The sequence below is a fragment of the Chryseobacterium sp. HNCC26DJ238 genome (assembly GCF_057180465.1).
This window is the reverse complement of record NZ_JBXUGI010000007.1, coordinates 77,653-96,938: the sequence shown is the minus strand read 5'-3', so window position 1 is coordinate 96,938 and position 19,286 is coordinate 77,653. Positions and strand designations below refer to the sequence as shown.

Below are 19,286 nucleotides of genomic sequence, written 5' to 3'. Positions count from 1 at the left end.
TTTTTTGGATTTTGAAATCATAATTTACATTTTATTTGAAATACCAATTTCAAAGACCATTTCCAAAGCCTTATATTTGTAAAAAATACTGAATGGCTGAAGTATCTATCATTACCCCCTGTTATAATTCTTCAAAATTTCTGGAGGAGACAATCCGCTCTGTAATAGATCAGACTTTTACAGATTGGGAATGGTTGATTACAGATGACAATTCCACTGATAACTCTGTAGAAATCATCGAGAAAACAAATGATCCCAGAATACAGCTGACTGTAGCAGAGAAAAACGGAGGTGCAGGCTATGCAAGAAATATCTCTTTGAAAAATGCCAAAGGAAGATTCATTACTTTTCTGGATGCAGATGACTTTTGGGAACCTGATTTCCTGGAAGAAATGATTGGGTTTATGAAAAAGGAAAATGCAGAAATCGCTTATTCCAATTATGCCAGATGCGATGAATATTTAGTTCCGAAGATTGAAGATTTCAGAGCAGATAAAGAAGTCAATTTTAATAATTTACTGAAAACCTGCCGATTGTCTTTACTTTCGTCAATGTATGATTCACTAAGAGTCGGTATAGAATATTTCCCTGAGGGAAGTAAGCGAGAAGACCATGTGATGTGGCTCAATCTGCTGAGAAAAATCCCTGTGGGAAAACCACTTCCTAAGACTATGGCAAAATACAGGATGCACGCAACAAGTATTTCAAGAAAAAAACAGAATATTTTCAAAGATCAGTATTTGGTGTATAAAGATTTTATGAAATTTTCAACGGTAAAATCTGTTTATTACACAACCCATTGGGCAATCAACGGTTTTCTGAAATACTCAAAAATATTTAATTAATGGAATATTCAAAAGAATTTAAAGCTGCACTGAGCAATTTCTCGTCAATAGAAAAAGACCGTCTGATTTTCCGTTTGCTGAAAAAGGACAAATTGCTTTCTAAAAAACTGTATTTTGAACTCATTGACACAGAAACAGTTGATCAGAAACGTAACGAGATGGAAGAGCAGATTGAGGAAAGGGTTATTCTTGCTTCAAAATATATAGGCAATCCCAAATATTTTTTAGTTTTAATAAGAAAAATAAGTGCTGAAATTACAGAACACGTAAAGATCACGACAGATAAATTCGGAGATATTTCTTTGCAACTTTTTTTGGTTAATCAAATTTTAGAAAACAACGACAAACTCAACCATCAAAGGTTTGACAACATTTACAAGCTCTATATCTATCTTATCAATAAGCTTTTAAAGGCAATCATTTCAATAAAAAAAATTGATGAAGATTATTGGATGGAACTTGATGAGATATTAGAGAGTATTGAATCAAAAATCCATGAAAACAAATACCTGGAAAAACTTTGCATCAACAACAGTTTTGATTTCAACTGGCTGACGACGGAGAAAATTCCTGATCATTTAGATTTAATTGTCAAAGATATCAGAAGTCACGGCTTTTTAAAATAGCACCATTTTTTTCAGAATGAGCTCCGAAGATTCAGGTTGTGCCATAACAAATTTTTCAGCGTTTCCTGACATTATTTGCAATTCTTCATGATTATGTAAGAGATGAGCGATAAATTCTGCTGCGGCATTTTCATGTGCGAAAGATCTCCCTCCTTCAGCTTTAATCAGTCCATCTGCTTCAGGATTTTTCCTGTACTGATCTCCAAAAATCACAGGAACACCAAAAGTGGCAGCTTCCAGAATATTATGAAGGCCAGAATCATGGAATCCACCACCCACGACCGCTAGATCTGCATAAGAATAAAGTTTTGAAAGCAAACCTATGCTGTCAATGATCAGAATATGAGCGTTAGAAAACTGTGGAGTTTCACCTTGTTTTAAATCACTGTAAAGGATCGAATCGGGAAAGACTTCTTTTAAATTTTCCACTCTCTTTAAATCGTGTGGAGCGAGTATCAGTTTTATCTCCGGATTCCTATCTGAAATTATTTTGGCTATGAGCTCTTCAGACTTCCAAGAACTTCCAAAAACAACTACTTTCTGATTATCAATAAACTTTTCAATAAAATCAACAGAATTATCACGCCTTTTCAACTCTCTTACTCTGTCAAATCTCGTATCGCCTGTGACGGAAGAATTTTGAAGACCGATGCTTTTGGCCAAAAGACAGGACTGCCGGGTCTGATGAAAAAACCAGTCGATGTTTTGTTTCAACTGTTTCACTAACCATTTTCCGTATGAAGTAAAAAAAGACTGATTTTCATAAAACAGGGCAGAGATCACAAATATTTTTACATTCTTATGTTTCAGTTCCTGAAGAAGATGATACCAGTAATCATATTTCACCGTAAAAAACAGTTCAACAGTCAGATGAGAAACGAATTCTCTTATATCCCTCTTTGTATCGAAAGGCAGATAACAGATTGAATCTGCTATATTATTCTTTTTTACAACGTTCTCAAAACCTGATGGAGAAAAAAATGTTACTAAAATTTTATGATCAGGAAAATGATTTTTAAGTCTTTCCAGGACAGGTAGCCCCTGCTCATACTCACCTAAACTTGCTGCGTGCATCCATATTACTTTATCTGAAATCGAAAGGTCGGATTTTATACGGTTGACAGATTCTTTCCTTCCTATAACGCCTTTTTTAGTTTTGTCATTAAACAGCGAGAATATTTTCATTCCGAAAACAAGAAGATATATAAAGACTGTGTACAGGAATGACATTTTAAGTTATTTAAATTGAGAGGTGATAATGAATACAGCGATTAAACTTCCAATAACAGCAAGCAGCATAGTAGAGAAAGAAACTTTCACTTTCGCATTTGTATCATGACCGTATCTGAACATATAGTCCTGACTGTTCAGAAAAATCAACAAAACCAAAAGTAAAAGCCATCTCATAAAGAAATTCATAATAAAAAACTGAATTCCCTGATTAGCGTCAGTGATTTCTACAGGAAAATTGACCGTGGTTGGAAAACGGACCAGAAAGAAAATTCCTGTATAAAACAGTATACTTAAAGCCGGTATTAAAAAAGAGAATTTTTTATTTCCAAATTGGTCAGCTTTACCTTCGACATCAAAATGAGTAGGAATTTTTTCGGGAAGTGATTTATAATTAGTCGCAGTAAACCACCACAGCAAAACAACCAACCCGAAGTTGAGAATATCAAACAATATAAGTGACAAATCTCTCATGCAAACAAACTGAATTATAAAACACTTTTGATAACTCTCAATCTGTGCGTATGCTTATTCATTTCTTTATTGAAAATCCCGGTTGAATCGAGAGTATCAATTCTCACCTTTCCTGACGCATGAATGATTTTCTGATTTTCAAGCATGATTCCTACGTGGATTATTTTTCCTTCAGAGTTTTCAAAAAAGGCAAGATCACCCGGCTGGCTTTCCTCCACAAAACTTAAAGTCTCTCCAACTTCTGCCTGCTGATAAGTATCTCTTGGCATTTTAACATTATGAATCTTATATACCAACTGTACAAAACCTGAACAGTCTACAGCAAAAAAACTTTTTCCTCCCCATAAATACGGAACATTCAGAAATTCTTTTGCGGTAAGAGCAATGCTTTCCCGCAAATCATGACTTCTTCGGGAAGCAACTGCAGGATATTCCACTTCAGAACCCATAGAAAGCAAAGTCCGTCCGTCATTTGTCATTACTGATGAAAAATCTTCAGTAATCAGTGTCACTTTTCTTTTCATCAAATGTTCTTCAGATACAGGCTTGATCTGTTTGGTATCCATCCAGCCTTCATATCCATCGTAATGCATTTTTATTTTAGTCCAGTTTTTATTCACCTCTAAAATATCAGCACTTTCTCCAAACAGTATTTCTGTCACGATTTCTGCTCTGTCAGAGTTCTCCGCACGTACAGGTGCTACGGTTACCACACAAATTCCTTTGTCCATTGATTTATATTAAAAGATTGAATGATTCAAAGATTAAAAAATTAGAGATAATAAATATTTTGATTATTTCTTTCGAAGAAGATTTACTCCATCACGCAAAGGTAAAATAAGATTTTCAAAATCTTCATCTTTTGCTACCAAATCATTGAGTTCTTTAATGACCTGTGTTGATTTCTGCTTTGGATTTTCTTCTAAAACTTTCCCATACCAGAGCACATTGTCAAAGAGTATCACAGAACCTGATCTCGTTTTGGGTTTGATCAATCTGAAATATTCTGCATAATTTTCTTTATCAGCATCAATGAATATCAGATCAAAAACCTCATCCGTTTCTTTTAAAAATTCTTTTGCATCCTGAAGCTTAAAATGAATCTGCTCAGAAAATTCACTTTCAGCAAAATACTTTTTAGGTAGATAGGCCAAATCTTCGTTGACATCCAAAGTAGTCAGTTTTCCATTTTCAGCTAAACCCTCTGCCATGCAGAGTGCTGCGTACCCCGTGAATGTTCCTATTTCCAGAATATTCTTCGGTTGCAGCATTTTTGAAATGATGGTCAGCAATCTTCCCTGCTGGTATCCTGAAATCATGTGAGGCTGAGTAGTTTTCCGGAAAGTCTCCCTTCTCAGCTGCCTCAGAATTTCAGGCTCAGAGGAAGCATGGTTTTCGAGATACCTGTCCATGTCAGCATTTTCTTCTTCAAAAAAACTCATATTGATAATTTTAACAATTCAAATTTACTTAAATATACCCATTTCTTCAAGATGAAAATCCTGTAAGGTGAAATATCTCATTTGATTGAGGATAGCTTCTCGAAAGCCGTGGTTTTCTGGTTTAAAACCGACCTGTGAAATCACAAAAAAATCCCGATAAAGTTTTATCGGGATTTTTTCCATGCTGGCATTTACTATTTCTTAGGAGTAATATCCATTAATTTCATAAATTCATCAAGTTTTGGCATGATGATAATTTCCGTTCTTCTGTTTTCAGATCTTCCGGAAACGCTCATATTGGTCGCTTTAGGATTATATTCAGAACGTCCACCTGCTGTAATTCTTGCAGGATCAACACCAAACTGGCTCTGTAATACTTTTGCAACTGAAGTCCCTCTCAATGCAGAAAGATCCCAGTTATCCCTAGGTAAATTTGCAGAGCTTAAAGGAGCGTTATCAGTATTCCCCTCAATCAATACAGAGTATTTGTCGTAATCGTTGATCACTTTAGCAACTTTCCCAAGAACTTCCTGAGCTGCCGGTAAAACGTTGTAATCTCCTACTTTGTATAACATTTTATCAGAAAGAGAGATCATTACCACCCCTTTCAATACTTTTACCTGAACATCAGCGTCAGTCATATTATCCAGAGATCTCTTCAGTTTGTTTGATAATGCTAAATTCAGACTGTCATTTTTCGCATTTGAAGAAATAAGCTGCTTGATATACATGTTTGAAGAGTTGATCTCTCCCACCAGTTTATCAATGTTTGCCGAACTTTTCCCAGTATTGGAAAGACACGCATCCAAAGATGATTTCAGAGCATCATGCTGATTCTTTAACAGGTTATTTTCTGCGGTCAGCGTAGAGTTTTGACCTTTCAGATCCTGAATTTCTCTCTGTCTTTCGCCGATATTTTCGATACACTGTTTGTAGTTGCCGCTTAATGCGTCATACTGCTTTTTACTTACGCAAGATGTTACACCCAACACCATTGCAGAAACTGCTAAAATTTTAAAAATCTTCATAAATAATCTTTTTTAGACGAGCCAAATTTAGGGAAATTCATTTTAATTATATCGCTTATCTTTGCAGAAAAGAAATTCCGGATATTATGCTGGATCAATCAAAATTCAAAAAACAACTCGAAAACCTCATAGATTTTCCTGAAAACCAGACATATCTTCTTGCTGTAAGCGGCGGCGCAGATTCTATGGTTCTGGCTTATATTTTCAAGGGTTTAGGTTTAAGATTTCAGATCGCGCATGTTAATTACAAACTTCGTGGAAAAGATTCTGCTTCAGACCAGAAAGTGGTGGAAAATTTTTGTAATGAACATCATATTAAATTTCATTTATATAAAGTTTCGGACAAAGATAACAAGCCGCAAAATTCTATTCAGCTCTGGGCCAGGGAACTCCGGTATAATTTTTTCAAAGAAATTCAGGAAAGAGAAAATTTAGAATTTTTAGTTACCGCCCACCATTTGAATGACCAGCTTGAGACTTTTCTCATTCATTTATCTAAAGCCTCCGGAATCAAAGGATTAAGCGGAATTCCTGAAAAAAACAACAAAATCTTACGCCCTCTATTACATTTTTCAAAACAGGAAATTTATGATTTTTCAGAAATATATAAGATCGAATATCGTGAAGACCTTTCTAATAAAAAAAGTGATTATTTAAGAAATAAAATAAGAAATGAAATTGTCCCTAAACTTATGGAGACCAATGATCATTTTCTCGAAAACTTTAAAAAGTCACTGTTCTACCTGAATCAGACTAAGGATTTTGTCGAGCAACAGATTAAAGACATTGAAAAAATACTAACAATCTCCGATAATGAAATGAAGGTTCTGAATAAAGAGAAACTTAATTCTGAGCGTGATTTTGTAAAATTTGAAATATTAAGAAAATACGGTTTTGATCAGATCGAAGAAATACATAAAATATTCAAAGCTGAAACAGGAAGCTCCTTCATTTCAAAAGACTATCAACTGGTCATTAACCGAAATGAATTGATTTTGATGAAATTAGATAAAAATGGAGAAAACCGTAAAGAAATCTTTTTAACCAACGTTCTGGATTTAAATCAAAGTCATGTTAAAATCAATATTTCGGAAGACATTTTACCTATTGAAGAAATCAATAAACCGTTTCAATGGGAATTTGATGCTGAAAAGATTATGTTTCCGCTGAGGCTTCGCAGGAAAGAAGAAGGAGACGTTTTTTACCCGACTGGCTTTTCGGGGAAAAAGAAAGTTTCGAAGTTTTTTAAGGACGAAAAATTGTCTATTTTAGCGAAGCAAAAAATCTGGCTTCTGACAGATGGAAAGAACAGTGTTTTAGGCATTATTCCTTTCCGGCAGGACAGACGCTACGCAAAAGACGAGAGAACAAAATGCATTCTCACAATTTTTAATGAAAAGTAAAATGAAATTCAAAAACTGGTTTTTACTCATTCTCCTGTTTTTATGCACAGGAATTAATGCACAGATCAAAAATCCTGTAAAATTCAAATTCACGGTCAATGATCTTGGAAATAATCAATACGAAGCCGTCCTGAATGCAACTTTGGAAAGCGGATGGCATATATATTCAAGAGATATTCCTGAGGATACGGGAATCCCGACTGAATATACCGTTTCAGGGAAAAATATTGAACTGATCGGAAAATTCCAGGAAGTCGGCAAGAAACACGAGGAATTCTCTGAAGCTTTTGGAGGAACGATTATTTATTATTCCAATGCTGCCGGCTTTAAACAGAAATTCAGATTAAAAGACGGAACAAAACCAGGTGAAGTTATTGCAGAAATCACTTATCAGACGTGCGATGACAGAGTTTGCCTGGCACCGAACACTCTAGAGTTTAACAAAAATATTACACCGGCAGGAATTACCGAAGAGACCGCAAAGACTTTAACAGAAGTAAAAGATTCTGTAAAAACAACGGAAAAGGTAGTTACCAATCCCACAAAGGAAGAAATTAACGTTGTTACAACTTCAAAACTGGATCCGAAACAGTTGAAAATCGCATCGATTGATTTTAAAAAACCTCTGACCGATTGCGGAACTAAAACAATAGAAGCCTCTGAAAATTACTGGACCTATTTGTTTTTAGGATTTATCGGCGGACTCATCGCTTTGCTTACCCCATGCGTTTTTCCAATGATTCCTCTGACCGTTTCATTTTTTACAAAAGGAAATAAAAATAAGGCAAAGGGAAAAAGAGATGCTCTGATCTATGGATTTTTCATCTTAATCATTTTTGTTTTATTAAGCCTTCCCTTCCATTTGATAGATGGAATTGCAGGAAATGTCTTCAATGAAATCTCAACAAGCGTCTGGCTGAATGTGGCATTCTTCATCATCTTCATTTTCTTTGCGGGAAGTTTCTTTGGATATTACGACATCACTTTACCCAGTTCAATTGCCAATAAATCTTCAAAAGCAGAAGAAGCAGGCGGAATTATCGGAATATTCTTTATGGCACTGACCTTAGTGATTGTTTCATTTTCATGTACAGGCCCTATCTTAGGAAGTTTATTGGGTAGCGCCGTGACCGGATCTACCAATGTCCCGATGCTGCTTACATTTGCTTTGGCTGGTTTTGGATTCGCATGGGCGATCGTTTTCGGGCTTTTAGCTTTATTCCCACAGGCATTGCAGAGCCTTCCGAAATCCGGAGGATGGATGAATACGGTAAAAGTGGTTTTAGGTTTTGTCGAATTGGCTTTAGCTCTAAAATTTTTATCAAAAGCAGATCTGGTCTCAAAGACATTCCTGATTAAAAGAGAACTTTTCATTGCAGTCTGGATTGTGATTGCGATAGGTTTAGCATTATATTTATTCGGATTAATAAGATTTCCGCACGATGATAAAAAGCCAAAAATCTCCATTACCAGAAAGATTCTGGGAACTTTGGGAATTGGCTTTGTGATCTATCTTGTCCAGGGCTTAGTTCCTGCAGACAGGCCGAAACTTCAATTACTAAGTGGAATTTTGCCTCCACTGAATGTTAGTTATTTCCATGACGAAAAGGATGGAATTTTAGGAATGAAACCCGAGCATGACTTCTTCAATGCTGTCGAACTGGCTAAAAAAGAAAACAAACCCATCCTGATTGACTTCACAGGTTACGGATGTGAAAACTGCAGAAAAATGGAAGAATTTGTCTGGAGCGAGCCCGATATTTTACCCATTCTTCAGAACGATATCGTTTTAGCCTCACTTTATGTAGATGATAAGGAAGAACTTCCTGAAGATCAAAAAACAAAAATTGATCTGGGTGAAGGCCAGGTGAAAAAGGTAAAAACGATTGGTGACCGGTGGAGTTTATTCCAGCAAGTGAATTTCAACAATAACTCTCAGCCTCATTATGTATTAATTACTCCCGATGGCAGGGTAATCAACACTCCGGTGTCAGGATATATGCCGAAAGAAGATTTCAAAAAATTCTTAGAATGTGGCGTCAATTATTTTAAGAACAGTAAATAAAATAAGATATTATCATTTTAAGCCTTATCAATTCATTTTGATAAGGCTTTTTTAATAAAAACAAGCAACAACTGATAAATCGAGATTCATTTTTAACAATTTAACATAAAATTAAAAACTTAGGTATAAACTTTGCATTGATTCTTACAAATTACAGGGTAATTTTGATCACATTTCTTTAACTTAAAAAAATACAATCATGGCTGAAATCATTGCACAGGAAAAATCAGGAGGCAGACAAAAGAAGAAAAACGTTAAAATCGACATGACTCCGATGGTCGATCTGAATTTTTTATTGCTCATGTTTTTTATGTTTACATCAAGCTTTTCAAAACCTAACGTGATGGATTTAGGATTACCCGGAAAAGGTGAGCATACTCCCACAATTCAGATTGGAGATAAAAATCAGATAACATTCATCATTGGAGAGAATAATCGCATCTTTTATCATCAAAGCAATGCTACAGACCTTACGGAAACTGAATTAAAGGAAACTGATTATAATGGAGTGAATGTTTCTAAGATCATTTCCACTGCTTACGAAAAGGCTCCTGTAAAAGAGAACTTTACCATTATCGTAAAACCTACAGATAAATCGAATTATAAAAATTTCGTTGACATGATGGACAATATTTCAATATCCAAAAAAGAAAGATACGGAATCAGCGACATCAAACCCTGGGAAAAGAAAATTTACGAAAACGTAATAAAATAAAATCTGAGAGCATTTTTATAATGCTCTTTTTTTATTTAATTTTGAAAGTATAATTTATCAGTTAATGAAAAAAATTTTGATCATAGCCATTGCAGGAATTCTCACATTTTCATGCTCAAAAAAAGAATCCCAGAAAAATAACCAACATTCAGAAAGTTCAAAAATCGCAGACTCCGTCAATGCAGAAAGAACAAAGATCAATGACAGCATAAAAGCTTTAAATAGCAAAAACCGTTTCAGGGATTTTAGCGGAAGTCACCAGTTTGTATACCAAAATGACAGTTCACCAAAATATTCAGGCTCAGTAGTTTTTACAAAAAATAAAGATGAAAGAGATTTTTATAATGTTGCAGGAAGTATAAAATCCGGCAATAATTCAGTGCAGATTAAAGGTGTTATGAAAATAGTGTCTGCTAAGCATATCAACTTTACCGGAGAGATCACGCAAAGCATCTCCGAAAATAACAACGGAAAACCATACATCAGAAAAGGTACAAAAACTTTTATGTCCAAAGATGGCGGTAAAACGTACAGGCTTCAGGATATGGTTAATGGTTCGGGTTTTGTAGATTACATCGATATTCATTTTTAAAATTTAACTATGCTCAACTTTGAAAAGAAAGGTAACGGAAAAGAAACTTTAGTTTTACTTCATGGTTTTATGGAGAATATAAGCATATGGAGTGATATGGAGGCCTATCTTTCTAAGGATTTCACTTTACTGAAAATTGATCTTCCCGGTCACGGAAAATCTGATACTTTGGCTGAAGTTCACACCATGGAACTGATGGCTGATGAAGTAAAGCAGGTTGTGGATAGTGAAAGTTTAGACCAATTTCATCTTTTAGGTCATTCAATGGGCGGCTATACATCATTAGCATTTGCTGAAAAATTTCCCGACAGCCTGAAAAGCCTGACTTTATTCTTTTCTACCTATTTTGCTGATGATGCAGAGAAAAAAGAACAGCGAATCAAAAGCTACCGGATCATAAAAGATGCATTTGCGCATTATGCCAGAGCAGGAATTCCTAATCTATTTAATCAAAATGAAAGAGATGTATTGGAAGGGAAAATAGAAATTGCTTTGGAAACAGCACTCTCGACTAACAATCTGGGGGCTTTAGCCTGCGTGAAAGGTATGGTTGCAAGAACCGATAAAAAACACATTCTTGAAAACCTTGAAGCTAAAATTTTAGTCATTGCCGGTAAACATGATAATGCCGTAAAAACTGACAAAACCATCAATAATCTTCCTGACAGAACCAATATCAAATCTTATATTATCGATTGCGGACACAACGGTCATTGGGAAAAGCCCGGTATCTGTGCAGAGATCATTAATACCGAACTGCTTCATCATTTACCGAAAAAATTTCTTTTATAAATGGGATTATTTTCTTTCAAAAAAAAGAAGCCTGTTATCGGTCTGACTTTATCCGGCGGAGGAATGCGGGGAATCGCCCATATTGCCGTTCTCAAAGCCTTAGAAGAATATGATCTTAAACCTCATATCATTTCAGGAACGAGCGCAGGCTCTATTGTAGCCGCGTTCTATTCTATCGGGACATCTCCTGATGAAATGATGGAGATTGTCAAAAAAACAACTTTTTTCTCAAAGTCTTATTTAAAACTTTCCAAAAACGGTATTTTCAGTTCGAAATTTATTTTAAAACTCCTCATGGATTACTTTCCTGAAGACGATTTTAAAGTTTTAAAAATCCCGGTATATGTTGCAGCCACAGAAATGACTCACGGGATTGTAGATTTTTTCTCAGAAGGAGAATTATTCGGTCCGCTTCTGGCGTCTTCAAGTGTTCCTTTTGTACTGCCTCCGGTAAGAATGGGAGAAAAAGTATATGTAGATGGCGGAGTTTTAGATAATCTTCCTATCGAGCCGATTATTGACAAATGTGATTTTCTCATTGGCTCACACGTCAATTCCATAAGCTATGACAGCCTTACAAACATGAGTTTAATGAAAGAATTTGACCGCATCCTGCATTTAGCAATTGCCAAATCTGTTTATTCTAAAGCAAAATCATGCGATATATTTCTTGATCCGCCAAAAATGACAAAATTCAGTTTGTTTAATAAAAAACTTTTGGATGATATGTTTTCTGAAGTTTATGATTACACCTGTAAAGAGCTGGAGCAGAAGGGCTATAGAAAGTTATAATCCGGCCGGCAACAATGTTTACAAGCCCTCTTCAGCTACTCTTGTTTTAAAAGTCTCAATCGTATCCGGCAATGCCTCCATAGATTTCCCACCTGCAGCATTGATATGACCTCCTCCACTGAAATATTTTCTTGAAAACTGGTTGACATCGACGTCATCTTTACTCCTGAAAGAGATTTTAATAAAATCTTCGTAAAGATCTTCCATAAAGAATGCTGACATTCTTACCCCGACAATACTCAGTCCGTAATTCACAAAACCTTCGGTATCCCCTTTCTGAAAGCCGTATTCCTGGAGTTCTTTTCTTGTTAACGACAGAACAGCTACTTTTCCGTCATTAACAACCTCAATACGCCCTAAAACCAGCGCCAGTAAATGCAGGCGTGAAACAGTATTTGTATCCCATGTATTTGAAGTGATCACAGAAGGATCAGCACCCTTTTCAATTAAATTGGCAACAATTCTGTGTGTATCTGCACTGGTAGAACGGAAACGGAAACCACCGGTATCAGTCATAATTCCTGTATACAGACATTCTGCAATTTCCTTATTTACGAGATCTTCATCATCCATTGCTTCAATAAAATGATAGATCATCTGGCAGGTTGCAGGAATAACCGTATCAGAGTATACGTAGTCAAAATCTTCCGGTTGCTGATGGTGATCGATGAGAATTTTTTTCGCTTTCGCTCTCATCAGCCAATCACCCAAAATCCCAATCCTTGCAGGAGAATTGAAATCTAAACAGAAAATCACATCCGCATCACTGATCAGTTCAGAAGCTACTTTTCTTTTATACTCTCCGATAATGTTTTTCTTTGTTTCCGGCATCCATTTCAGAAACTTCGGAAAGTCATTGGGTGTTACAATCTCTGCTTCAATCCCTTTGGCACGCAGATAATGCTTAAGCCCTAAACTTGAACCAATGGCATCACCATCCGGATTGTAATGCGTAAGGATTACGATTCTATTTTCCGGAATAAGCAATTGATTGATTTCTAAAAGTTCGGCAGGTGTAAACATTTTCTATAAATTTGAGTTTTCAAAGATAAAGTTTTTATACGGTATGTACTTTTAAAAAATGAAAAATACATCTCCTGGAGCTTGAAAAAATTACAATATTTATAAGACTCTGTTTCAATCGGATGAAAAGCTTTTTCAACATTGAGAAAATTAAAACTTCAGAATAAAATACAACAAAACATTTGACAACCAATACTTTTTTTAATTTCTGAATGATTCCGGAAATCATAAGGATAACATCCTTACTGTTCAAAAAACTAAAATAAATTCTGCCTATTCAGATCTTGAATTAGAAAGACTGAAATATAATGAATAGTTTTCCGTGTAGAAAATTCTCGTTAAATAATTACAGAATATATTTGCACTTAATAAAAATATACATATATTTGCAACCTGAAAATTAATAGATAATTACGACTAAAATATATAGTAATGAGTAAAAGAACGTTCCAGCCATCAGAAAGAAAGAAAAGAAACAAACACGGTTTCAGAGAAAGAATGTCTACGCCAAACGGAAGAAGAGTTTTGGCAGCTAGAAGAGCTAAAGGCAGAAAAAGCCTTACTGTTAGTTCTGCAAGAGCTAAGAGATAATTCTTAACTTACAATATACAGATTATGCTTGAAAATAACTTTTTTCAAGCATTTTTTGTTGTTAAATTTTCCTAAATTTTAGGTTTGTAAAGCTTCTTTTTTCTATTTTTAAATTCTGAAACAACCGTTCAGGAAAAGCCTCTAAAAATCGAATTTATGCCACATACAAATATATCCGGAACCAACATTATCAATCTTCAACACGCAAAAATTACCCAAAAAAACTTCACCGTACTTACTGATGTTAATCTAAACATCAAGAAAGGCAGGTTTTGCTATCTTATCGGAAAAACCGGTTCAGGTAAAAGTTCACTTTTAAAGACTTTGTACGGACACATTCCATTGGTTGCAGGACATGGTGAAGTGGTAGGATTTGATCTCGCCAAACTAAAAGCTTCAGACGTTCCCAATCTGCGAAGAAAACTGGGCATTGTCTTTCAGGACTTTCAATTGCTTTCTGACAGAACTGTGGAGAAGAACCTGAAATTTGTGCTCGAAGCTACAGGCTGGAAAGAGAAAACAAAAATCGATGAGCGGATCAACGAGGTGCTTTCAAGTGTAAACATGAAAGGGAAAAAACACAAAATGCCTCATGAACTTTCCGGAGGAGAACAGCAACGTATTGCCATCGCAAGAGCATTACTAAATCATCCTGATTTGATTTTAGCTGATGAACCTACAGGAAACCTCGATCCGGAAACCTCAAATGAGATTATGACATTACTTAAACAGGTGGCTGCGGAAAACGGAGCAGCTGTAGTGATGGCAACACATGATTACCATATGATTCAAAACTTTCCGGGAGAAGCCATACGATGTGAGGACGGAAAAGTTTCTGTATTGGATACTTCAGAGCTATTTGAATAAATCATCCTTTAAAAACATGAAACTCTTTCGTGAGTTCAAGATATTGGTCCGAGTATATTCTCGGACTTTTTTCTATACTAAAATCAAGTTCATCCAAAATCGCTTCTTTAAGCGAAAATTCAAGAATTAATCTTTTTACCCTCGAGTTTTCTATTCCTTTAATATTGATTTTTCGAATGATATGCAATCTGCTTTTACGAGCTAATTCAATAAATTCCTTCCCAACTTCAAAGGGAATAATAACGGAAAAAATCCCTATATTCGAAAGCATTTTAGCTGATTTTGAAATCAGCTGTTGAAAATTCAGTTCAACCGTCTGACGTGCCAGCTTATCTTTAACAGAGTCCGACTCTTCAAAATAAGGAGGATTCGAAACAATCAGGTCAAATTTCTCTCCAGTATCCCAGGATTTAAAGTCCTGATGAACATTTTTCAATCTTGAATTGAAAATAGAAGTTTCAAAATTAAGTTTTGTGAGATCGACAGCCTGTTCATTAATGTCAATTCCCAGGAAGCAGGCATTACAATTTCTTTGAGCCAGCATAAGAGATATCAATCCACTGCCCGTCCCGATTTCCAATACATTTGCAGCCGATGCAACATTAGCTAAGGCACCCAGTAAAACACCATCTGTACCAACACGGAAAACATCAGCGGACTGATGAATTTCGAATTGTTTGAATTTAAAAGGTTTCACTATAGATTTGTAGGGAGTGTAATAATAAATGTTGATCCTTTTCCAACTTCTGATTTTACAATGATCTGACCTTTGTAATCTTCAACCATCTTTCGTACCATGGATAGCCCCAGTCCCATTCCACTGTTTTTTGAAGTGAAGTTAGGTTCAAAAATTCTTTCGTACATACTTTCTGCAATACCTATCCCATTATCCTGAACTGAGATCACCACTTTTCTCTGATTCTGCTCAATGTCTACATTGACAAGCAAATTCCGATCATCGCTCTTTGCCTGTTTTGCATTGGTCACGAGGTTGGTTATAATCCTTGACAGATAAATCCTGTCCATATTGATCATGATGTTACTTTTATTCGAATGTACAAAGATCTGGTCATCATTAAATACCCTGAGAATATCATCAATCTCTGCATTAAGGTTGATGACTTCGTTATTCTTTTCAGGAAGTTTAGCAAATTCTGAGAAGGCAGAAGCAACTGTAGCAATCAGATCAATCTGGTCAACCATCGTTTTACTTAATTTCTTTACTTTTGCAGAGACGTCAGGATCAGTGGGGTCAAATTTTCTTTCAAAATTCTGAATGGTCAGTTTCATGGGAGTTAAAGGATTTTTCACTTCATGAGCCACCTGTTTAGCCATCTCACGCCACGCCTCCTCAGACGCTTTAAAACGCAGTCTTTCTTTCTGATCCTGAATCTGAAGAATCATCCTGTTATACGCTCTTGCCAAAGCGTTAAGTTCATCATTTTTATAATACTTAATAGGGCGCATCTCATTTTCGAAAAGCGTGATCCTGGTAATCATATCAGAAAATTTTGTAATATTTTTCGCAAGGTTAGCTGAGGTTACCCAACTAAGCCAGATACTGAAGACAATCAATACAATATCGACAAGTAAAATATAAATAACATATTGATGAAGAACATCAAGATAGGCTGATTCATCATGGTACAGAGGTATATAAATAATCCCTATAGGCTCCCACATGTTATTCTTGAGCAGCAGATAAGAAGATGTAAATACAGCATCCTTGGTAACATCATGCTCCCTGAAATCATATCTTGTTTCAGTAGAAAGAAGTTTGTTAACAATATTAACGGGAATTTTCTTTTTATCAACAAGATTTTCATCCCTGTTTGAAAGGAGATAATTTCCTTTCAGATCATAAATAATAATATCATGTTGATTTATATCTGCTATTTCGAATATTTTATTTTTCAGGACAACAGGAAGATCTTCGGTATGTACTGTGGACAAACTGACCGCATAATCTAAAAACCTCATGACAGCATTGGTTTTCTCCTGCATATCAATTTTGCTCTGCTTAAGAGAATTGCTTCTCAAAACAAAATAGGGAACCAGTGATGATGCAGCAACACTTAAAAGACAGACAAACAGGAAACCAAAAAAAACCCGGTTTCTTAAACTATATCCTTTATATTTACTAAACGACATTCTGTTTGTTAATTAATTTAGCGATGTATTTCCCGACGATATCAAATTCAAGGTTGACTTTATCTCCGATTTTAAGCTGATTCATATTGGTAAATTCCCATGTATATGGAATAATAGCAACAGAAAACTGAAAATCTCCGCTTTTGGCAACGGTCAGACTTATTCCGTTTACAGTAACTGATCCTTGGGGAACGGTTACAAAACCTCCTTCTGAATTATACTGTACAGTAACAAAATAGCTGCCATCTTTGTTTTCGATATCAATTATTTCACCGGTATGATCAACATGCCCCTGAACAATATGACCATCAAGCCTGCCATTCATTATCATGCAACGCTCAAGGTTGACCACACTTCCTACTTTCCATTTCCCCAGATTGGTTTTTTGCAAGGTCTCACTGATAGCAGTAACAACATATTGACGATCTGTAATCTCAACTACCGTAAGACAGCAGCCGTTATGAGCCAGGCTCTGATCAATCTTTAATTCCTGGGTAAACGGACAACTTAGAGTGAAATTAATATTGCTGCCGTTTTCTTCAATTTTTTCAATAACTCCTACCGCTTCAATAATTCCTGTGAACATATTATTTTTTGCTAAATTTGTAAAATTATAATCTTCAAAGATAATCAAAATGAGCCCAAAAAACCATAAAGTACGAGTAGGAATTTCAATTGGTGACTTCAACGGCATCGGCCCTGAAATCATTATGAAATCTCTGAAAGACAAAACCATCACAGACTTTTTCACCCCTATCATTTTCGGCTCAGGAAAACTGTTTACGTATCAGAAGAATATATTCAAACTGAATCTGAATTTCAATTACATAACAGAAACATCGCAGGCACAGAACGGAAAGCTGAATATGCTAAATCTGGTGAAAGACAATTCAACAGTGGAATTGGGCAAACCCTCTGAAGAATCTACAAAAATGGCAATTGACTCCTTAGAAGCGGCCACTGAGGCCCTGACGAAAGGAGAGATTGACGTATTGGTCACTGCTCCGATCAACAAAGACGAAATGGTAAAGATGGGCTTTAAGCATGCTGGACACACCGGCTACTTTGAAGAAAAATTTAACAAAAAAGGATTGATGTTCTTAGTAACTGAAGGCCTGAAAGTAGCTGTTTCTACCCATCATATTCCGATTTCCCAGGTTGCAGAAAATATTTCCAAAGAAAAAATAAAGAAACAGATCAGAGTACTGAACCAGACACTGATTGAAGATTTTTCAATCTCAAAACCCAAAATTGCAGTTTTAGGATTAAATCCTCATTCAGGAGATGGTGGTGTGATCGGAAATGAAGAGATCGAAATCATTTCACCGGCAATTAAGGAACTTTCGGACCAGGGAATCCTGGCTTTCGGACCATTCCCGGCAGACAGTTTTTTCCAGCCCAGCAAATACCAAAGTTTTGATGCGGTTTTAGCCATGTACCACGATCAGGGTCTGGCACCTTTTAAAACTCTGGCATACGAAGAAGGGGTAAACTACACAGCAGGACTTCCTTTTATCAGAACATCGCCGGATCACGGCGTCGCCTACGATATTGCAGGAAAAAACATTGCTGACGAGCAGAGTTTTATGGAAGCAATTTTTACGGCGATTAAAATTTTTAAGAACAGAAGTGATTATCAAGAGATGATGAGTAACAGGCTTCAGCCAAGAAGAATGCCTTCAGACAATGGAATTGACGAAGATCTTCCTGTAGAAAGTGAAATATAAATCATCAATTCAATTAAAATTAATTTTGTTACCTATTTTATTTGTAATATTAAAATAAATGCATATTTTTGCACACTCATTTTATGGACAAGTTAAGAAACTACGATATAAGCTTTTCCGGACTGAAAATCGGTAAGCACGAGTTCAGGTTTGAGACAGATAAAGAGTTCTTTCAATTATTCGACACTGAACAGGAATTTACAAATCCTAAAATCGATGTAGAAGTATTTTTACAGAAACACACTACATTTTTAGAATTTGAAGTAAAAGTAAATGGAACGGTAGAGTTGGTTTGTGATATCACAAACGAAAATTTTGATCACCCCATTGAAAACCAGATCGGTATTTTAGTAAAATTCGGAGAAGAGTATGATGACAGCGAAGAAGATGTAATTACGATTCCTTCTGGTGATCATGCCTTCAACGTAGCTCATTTGATTTATGAAAATGTGGCACTATCAATACCTATGAAAAAAATATCACCAAATATCAGTGATGAAGATTTGGCAATCCTTGAAAAATTCAGTCCGAAAGAAATTGAGGAAGAGCAGGAAGTTGACCCGAGATGGGAAGCTTTGAAGAAATTAAAAGATAAAAATTAAAAATAATAATAATTGATGAGATGATGCAAAGATCTCATCGCTCATCAAATTAAAAAAGTTATTACAAAATGGCACATCCAAAGAGAAGACAGTCGTCTACAAGAAGAGATAAGAGAAGAACTCATTACAAAGCAGTAGTTCCTCAATTGGCAAAAGATGCAACTACAGGAGAAATGCATTTATATCACAGAGCGCACTGGCATGAAGGAAAATTATACTACAGAGGTAAAGTAGTATTGGAAAAAACAGTAGAAACAACTACAGAAGAAAATTAAGAGCTTTTTATCTTAAAAACCTCTATTTAATACAAAAACCACTCAT

At 35.6% G+C, this 19,286-nt stretch carries 22 protein-coding genes; 13 read left to right on the top strand and 9 right to left on the bottom strand.

The genetic code is table 11. The features are described 5' to 3' along the window. Window positions 1–92: 92 nt before the first annotated feature. The gene (locus tag AC2A07_RS08475) at window positions 93–845 is read left to right on the top strand and encodes a glycosyltransferase family 2 protein (RefSeq protein WP_484050039.1); all 753 of its coding nucleotides are present in this window, start codon (window positions 93–95) and stop codon (window positions 843–845) included. Then, entirely contained in the window at window positions 845–1,471 is a 627-nt protein-coding gene (locus AC2A07_RS08470; protein ID WP_484050038.1) for a deoxyuridine 5'-triphosphate nucleotidohydrolase, read from the top strand. The genes AC2A07_RS08475 and AC2A07_RS08470 overlap by 1 nt, the downstream gene beginning before the upstream one ends. On the opposite strand, the gene AC2A07_RS08465 is transcribed toward AC2A07_RS08470, so the two are convergent. From AC2A07_RS08465 to AC2A07_RS08445, 5 genes are all read right to left on the bottom strand, one after another. Continuing rightward, entirely contained in the window at window positions 1,463–2,701 is a 1,239-nt protein-coding gene (locus AC2A07_RS08465) for a 3-deoxy-D-manno-octulosonic acid transferase (RefSeq protein ID WP_484050037.1), read from the bottom strand. The genes AC2A07_RS08470 and AC2A07_RS08465 overlap by 9 nt on opposite strands. 6 nt (window positions 2,702–2,707) lie before the next feature. Next, the gene (locus AC2A07_RS08460; protein ID WP_484050036.1) at window positions 2,708–3,175 is read right to left on the bottom strand and encodes a DUF1648 domain-containing protein; all 468 of its coding nucleotides are present in this window, start codon (window positions 3,173–3,175) and stop codon (window positions 2,708–2,710) included. A gap of 14 nt (window positions 3,176–3,189) precedes the next feature. Then, a complete protein-coding gene (locus AC2A07_RS08455) occupies window positions 3,190–3,906 on the bottom strand; it encodes a C40 family peptidase (RefSeq protein ID WP_314495373.1) in 717 nt (238 codons plus the stop codon). Between the two features lie 63 nt (window positions 3,907–3,969). Beyond that, window positions 3,970–4,617, bottom strand: coding sequence for an O-methyltransferase (locus tag AC2A07_RS08450; protein WP_484050035.1), 648 nt, complete (start codon window positions 4,615–4,617; stop codon window positions 3,970–3,972). A 194-nt stretch (window positions 4,618–4,811) separates the two neighbouring features. Further along, window positions 4,812–5,645, bottom strand: a complete 834-nt coding sequence (locus tag AC2A07_RS08445) for an OmpA family protein (protein WP_314495370.1) — start codon at window positions 5,643–5,645, stop codon at window positions 4,812–4,814. A gap of 86 nt (window positions 5,646–5,731) precedes the next feature. Between AC2A07_RS08445 and tilS the strand changes: the two genes are divergently transcribed. The 6 genes from tilS to AC2A07_RS08415 all read left to right on the top strand — a co-directional run bounded on the left by tilS (window position 5,732) and on the right by AC2A07_RS08415 (window position 12,004). Next, complete coding sequence (gene tilS / locus AC2A07_RS08440) at window positions 5,732–7,048, top strand: tRNA lysidine(34) synthetase TilS (RefSeq protein WP_484050034.1); 1,317 nt, start codon at window positions 5,732–5,734, stop codon at window positions 7,046–7,048. A gap of 1 nt (window position 7,049) precedes the next feature. Continuing rightward, window positions 7,050–9,113, top strand: coding sequence for a protein-disulfide reductase DsbD family protein (locus AC2A07_RS08435; protein WP_484050033.1), 2,064 nt, complete (start codon window positions 7,050–7,052; stop codon window positions 9,111–9,113). 199 nt (window positions 9,114–9,312) lie between these two features. Next, on the top strand, window positions 9,313–9,828 hold the full coding sequence (locus AC2A07_RS08430; protein ID WP_484050032.1) for an ExbD/TolR family protein: 516 nt from the start codon (window positions 9,313–9,315) through the stop codon (window positions 9,826–9,828). A 64-nt stretch (window positions 9,829–9,892) separates the two neighbouring features. Beyond that, window positions 9,893–10,420, top strand: a complete 528-nt coding sequence (locus tag AC2A07_RS08425; RefSeq protein ID WP_484050031.1) for a hypothetical protein — start codon at window positions 9,893–9,895, stop codon at window positions 10,418–10,420. A 9-nt stretch (window positions 10,421–10,429) separates the two neighbouring features. Next, window positions 10,430–11,212, top strand: coding sequence for an alpha/beta fold hydrolase (locus tag AC2A07_RS08420; RefSeq protein WP_484050030.1), 783 nt, complete (start codon window positions 10,430–10,432; stop codon window positions 11,210–11,212). Then, window positions 11,213–12,004: a patatin-like phospholipase family protein gene (locus AC2A07_RS08415; RefSeq protein ID WP_484050029.1), complete on the top strand. Its 792-nt coding sequence runs from the start codon at window positions 11,213–11,215 to the stop codon at window positions 12,002–12,004. Between the two features lie 18 nt (window positions 12,005–12,022). Here AC2A07_RS08415 and AC2A07_RS08410 read toward each other — a convergent pair whose 3' ends face one another. Then, a complete protein-coding gene (locus AC2A07_RS08410; RefSeq protein ID WP_484050028.1) occupies window positions 12,023–13,027 on the bottom strand; it encodes a DHH family phosphoesterase in 1,005 nt (334 codons plus the stop codon). A 432-nt stretch (window positions 13,028–13,459) separates the two neighbouring features. Between AC2A07_RS08410 and rpmH the strand changes: the two genes are divergently transcribed. Together rpmH and AC2A07_RS08400 are read left to right on the top strand one after the other, a co-directional pair. Beyond that, window positions 13,460–13,618 carry a 50S ribosomal protein L34 gene (rpmH, locus tag AC2A07_RS08405; protein WP_034679005.1) on the top strand — a complete coding sequence of 53 codons (159 nt, stop codon included), beginning with the start codon at window positions 13,460–13,462 and terminating at the stop codon, window positions 13,616–13,618. Between the two features lie 156 nt (window positions 13,619–13,774). Next, window positions 13,775–14,485, top strand: coding sequence for a cell division ATP-binding protein FtsE (locus AC2A07_RS08400; protein WP_314495350.1), 711 nt, complete (start codon window positions 13,775–13,777; stop codon window positions 14,483–14,485). A 1-nt stretch (window position 14,486) separates the two neighbouring features. Here AC2A07_RS08400 and AC2A07_RS08395 read toward each other — a convergent pair whose 3' ends face one another. Genes AC2A07_RS08395 through AC2A07_RS08385 form a run of 3 tightly spaced genes read right to left on the bottom strand, consistent with a single transcriptional unit; the run spans window position 14,487 to window position 17,222 of the window. Further along, a complete protein-coding gene (locus AC2A07_RS08395; protein ID WP_484050027.1) occupies window positions 14,487–15,182 on the bottom strand; it encodes a tRNA1(Val) (adenine(37)-N6)-methyltransferase in 696 nt (231 codons plus the stop codon). Further along, entirely contained in the window at window positions 15,182–16,636 is a 1,455-nt protein-coding gene (locus AC2A07_RS08390; protein ID WP_314495347.1) for an ATP-binding protein, read from the bottom strand. The genes AC2A07_RS08395 and AC2A07_RS08390 overlap by 1 nt, the downstream gene beginning before the upstream one ends. Next, entirely contained in the window at window positions 16,626–17,222 is a 597-nt protein-coding gene (locus tag AC2A07_RS08385; protein ID WP_484050026.1) for a riboflavin synthase, read from the bottom strand. Before AC2A07_RS08385 ends, AC2A07_RS08390 begins: the two co-directional genes overlap by 11 nt. Window positions 17,223–17,271: 49 nt before the next feature. Between AC2A07_RS08385 and pdxA the strand changes: the two genes are divergently transcribed. The 3 genes from pdxA to rpmF all read left to right on the top strand — a co-directional run bounded on the left by pdxA (window position 17,272) and on the right by rpmF (window position 19,240). Next, a complete protein-coding gene (gene pdxA / locus AC2A07_RS08380) occupies window positions 17,272–18,363 on the top strand; it encodes a 4-hydroxythreonine-4-phosphate dehydrogenase PdxA (RefSeq protein ID WP_484050025.1) in 1,092 nt (363 codons plus the stop codon). An 83-nt stretch (window positions 18,364–18,446) separates the two neighbouring features. Continuing rightward, window positions 18,447–18,965, top strand: a complete 519-nt coding sequence (locus AC2A07_RS08375; protein ID WP_314495341.1) for a YceD family protein — start codon at window positions 18,447–18,449, stop codon at window positions 18,963–18,965. Window positions 18,966–19,033: 68 nt separating this feature from the next. Next, complete coding sequence (gene rpmF, locus AC2A07_RS08370; protein ID WP_047445089.1) at window positions 19,034–19,240, top strand: 50S ribosomal protein L32; 207 nt, start codon at window positions 19,034–19,036, stop codon at window positions 19,238–19,240. The last annotated feature ends 46 nt before the right edge of the window (window positions 19,241–19,286 follow it).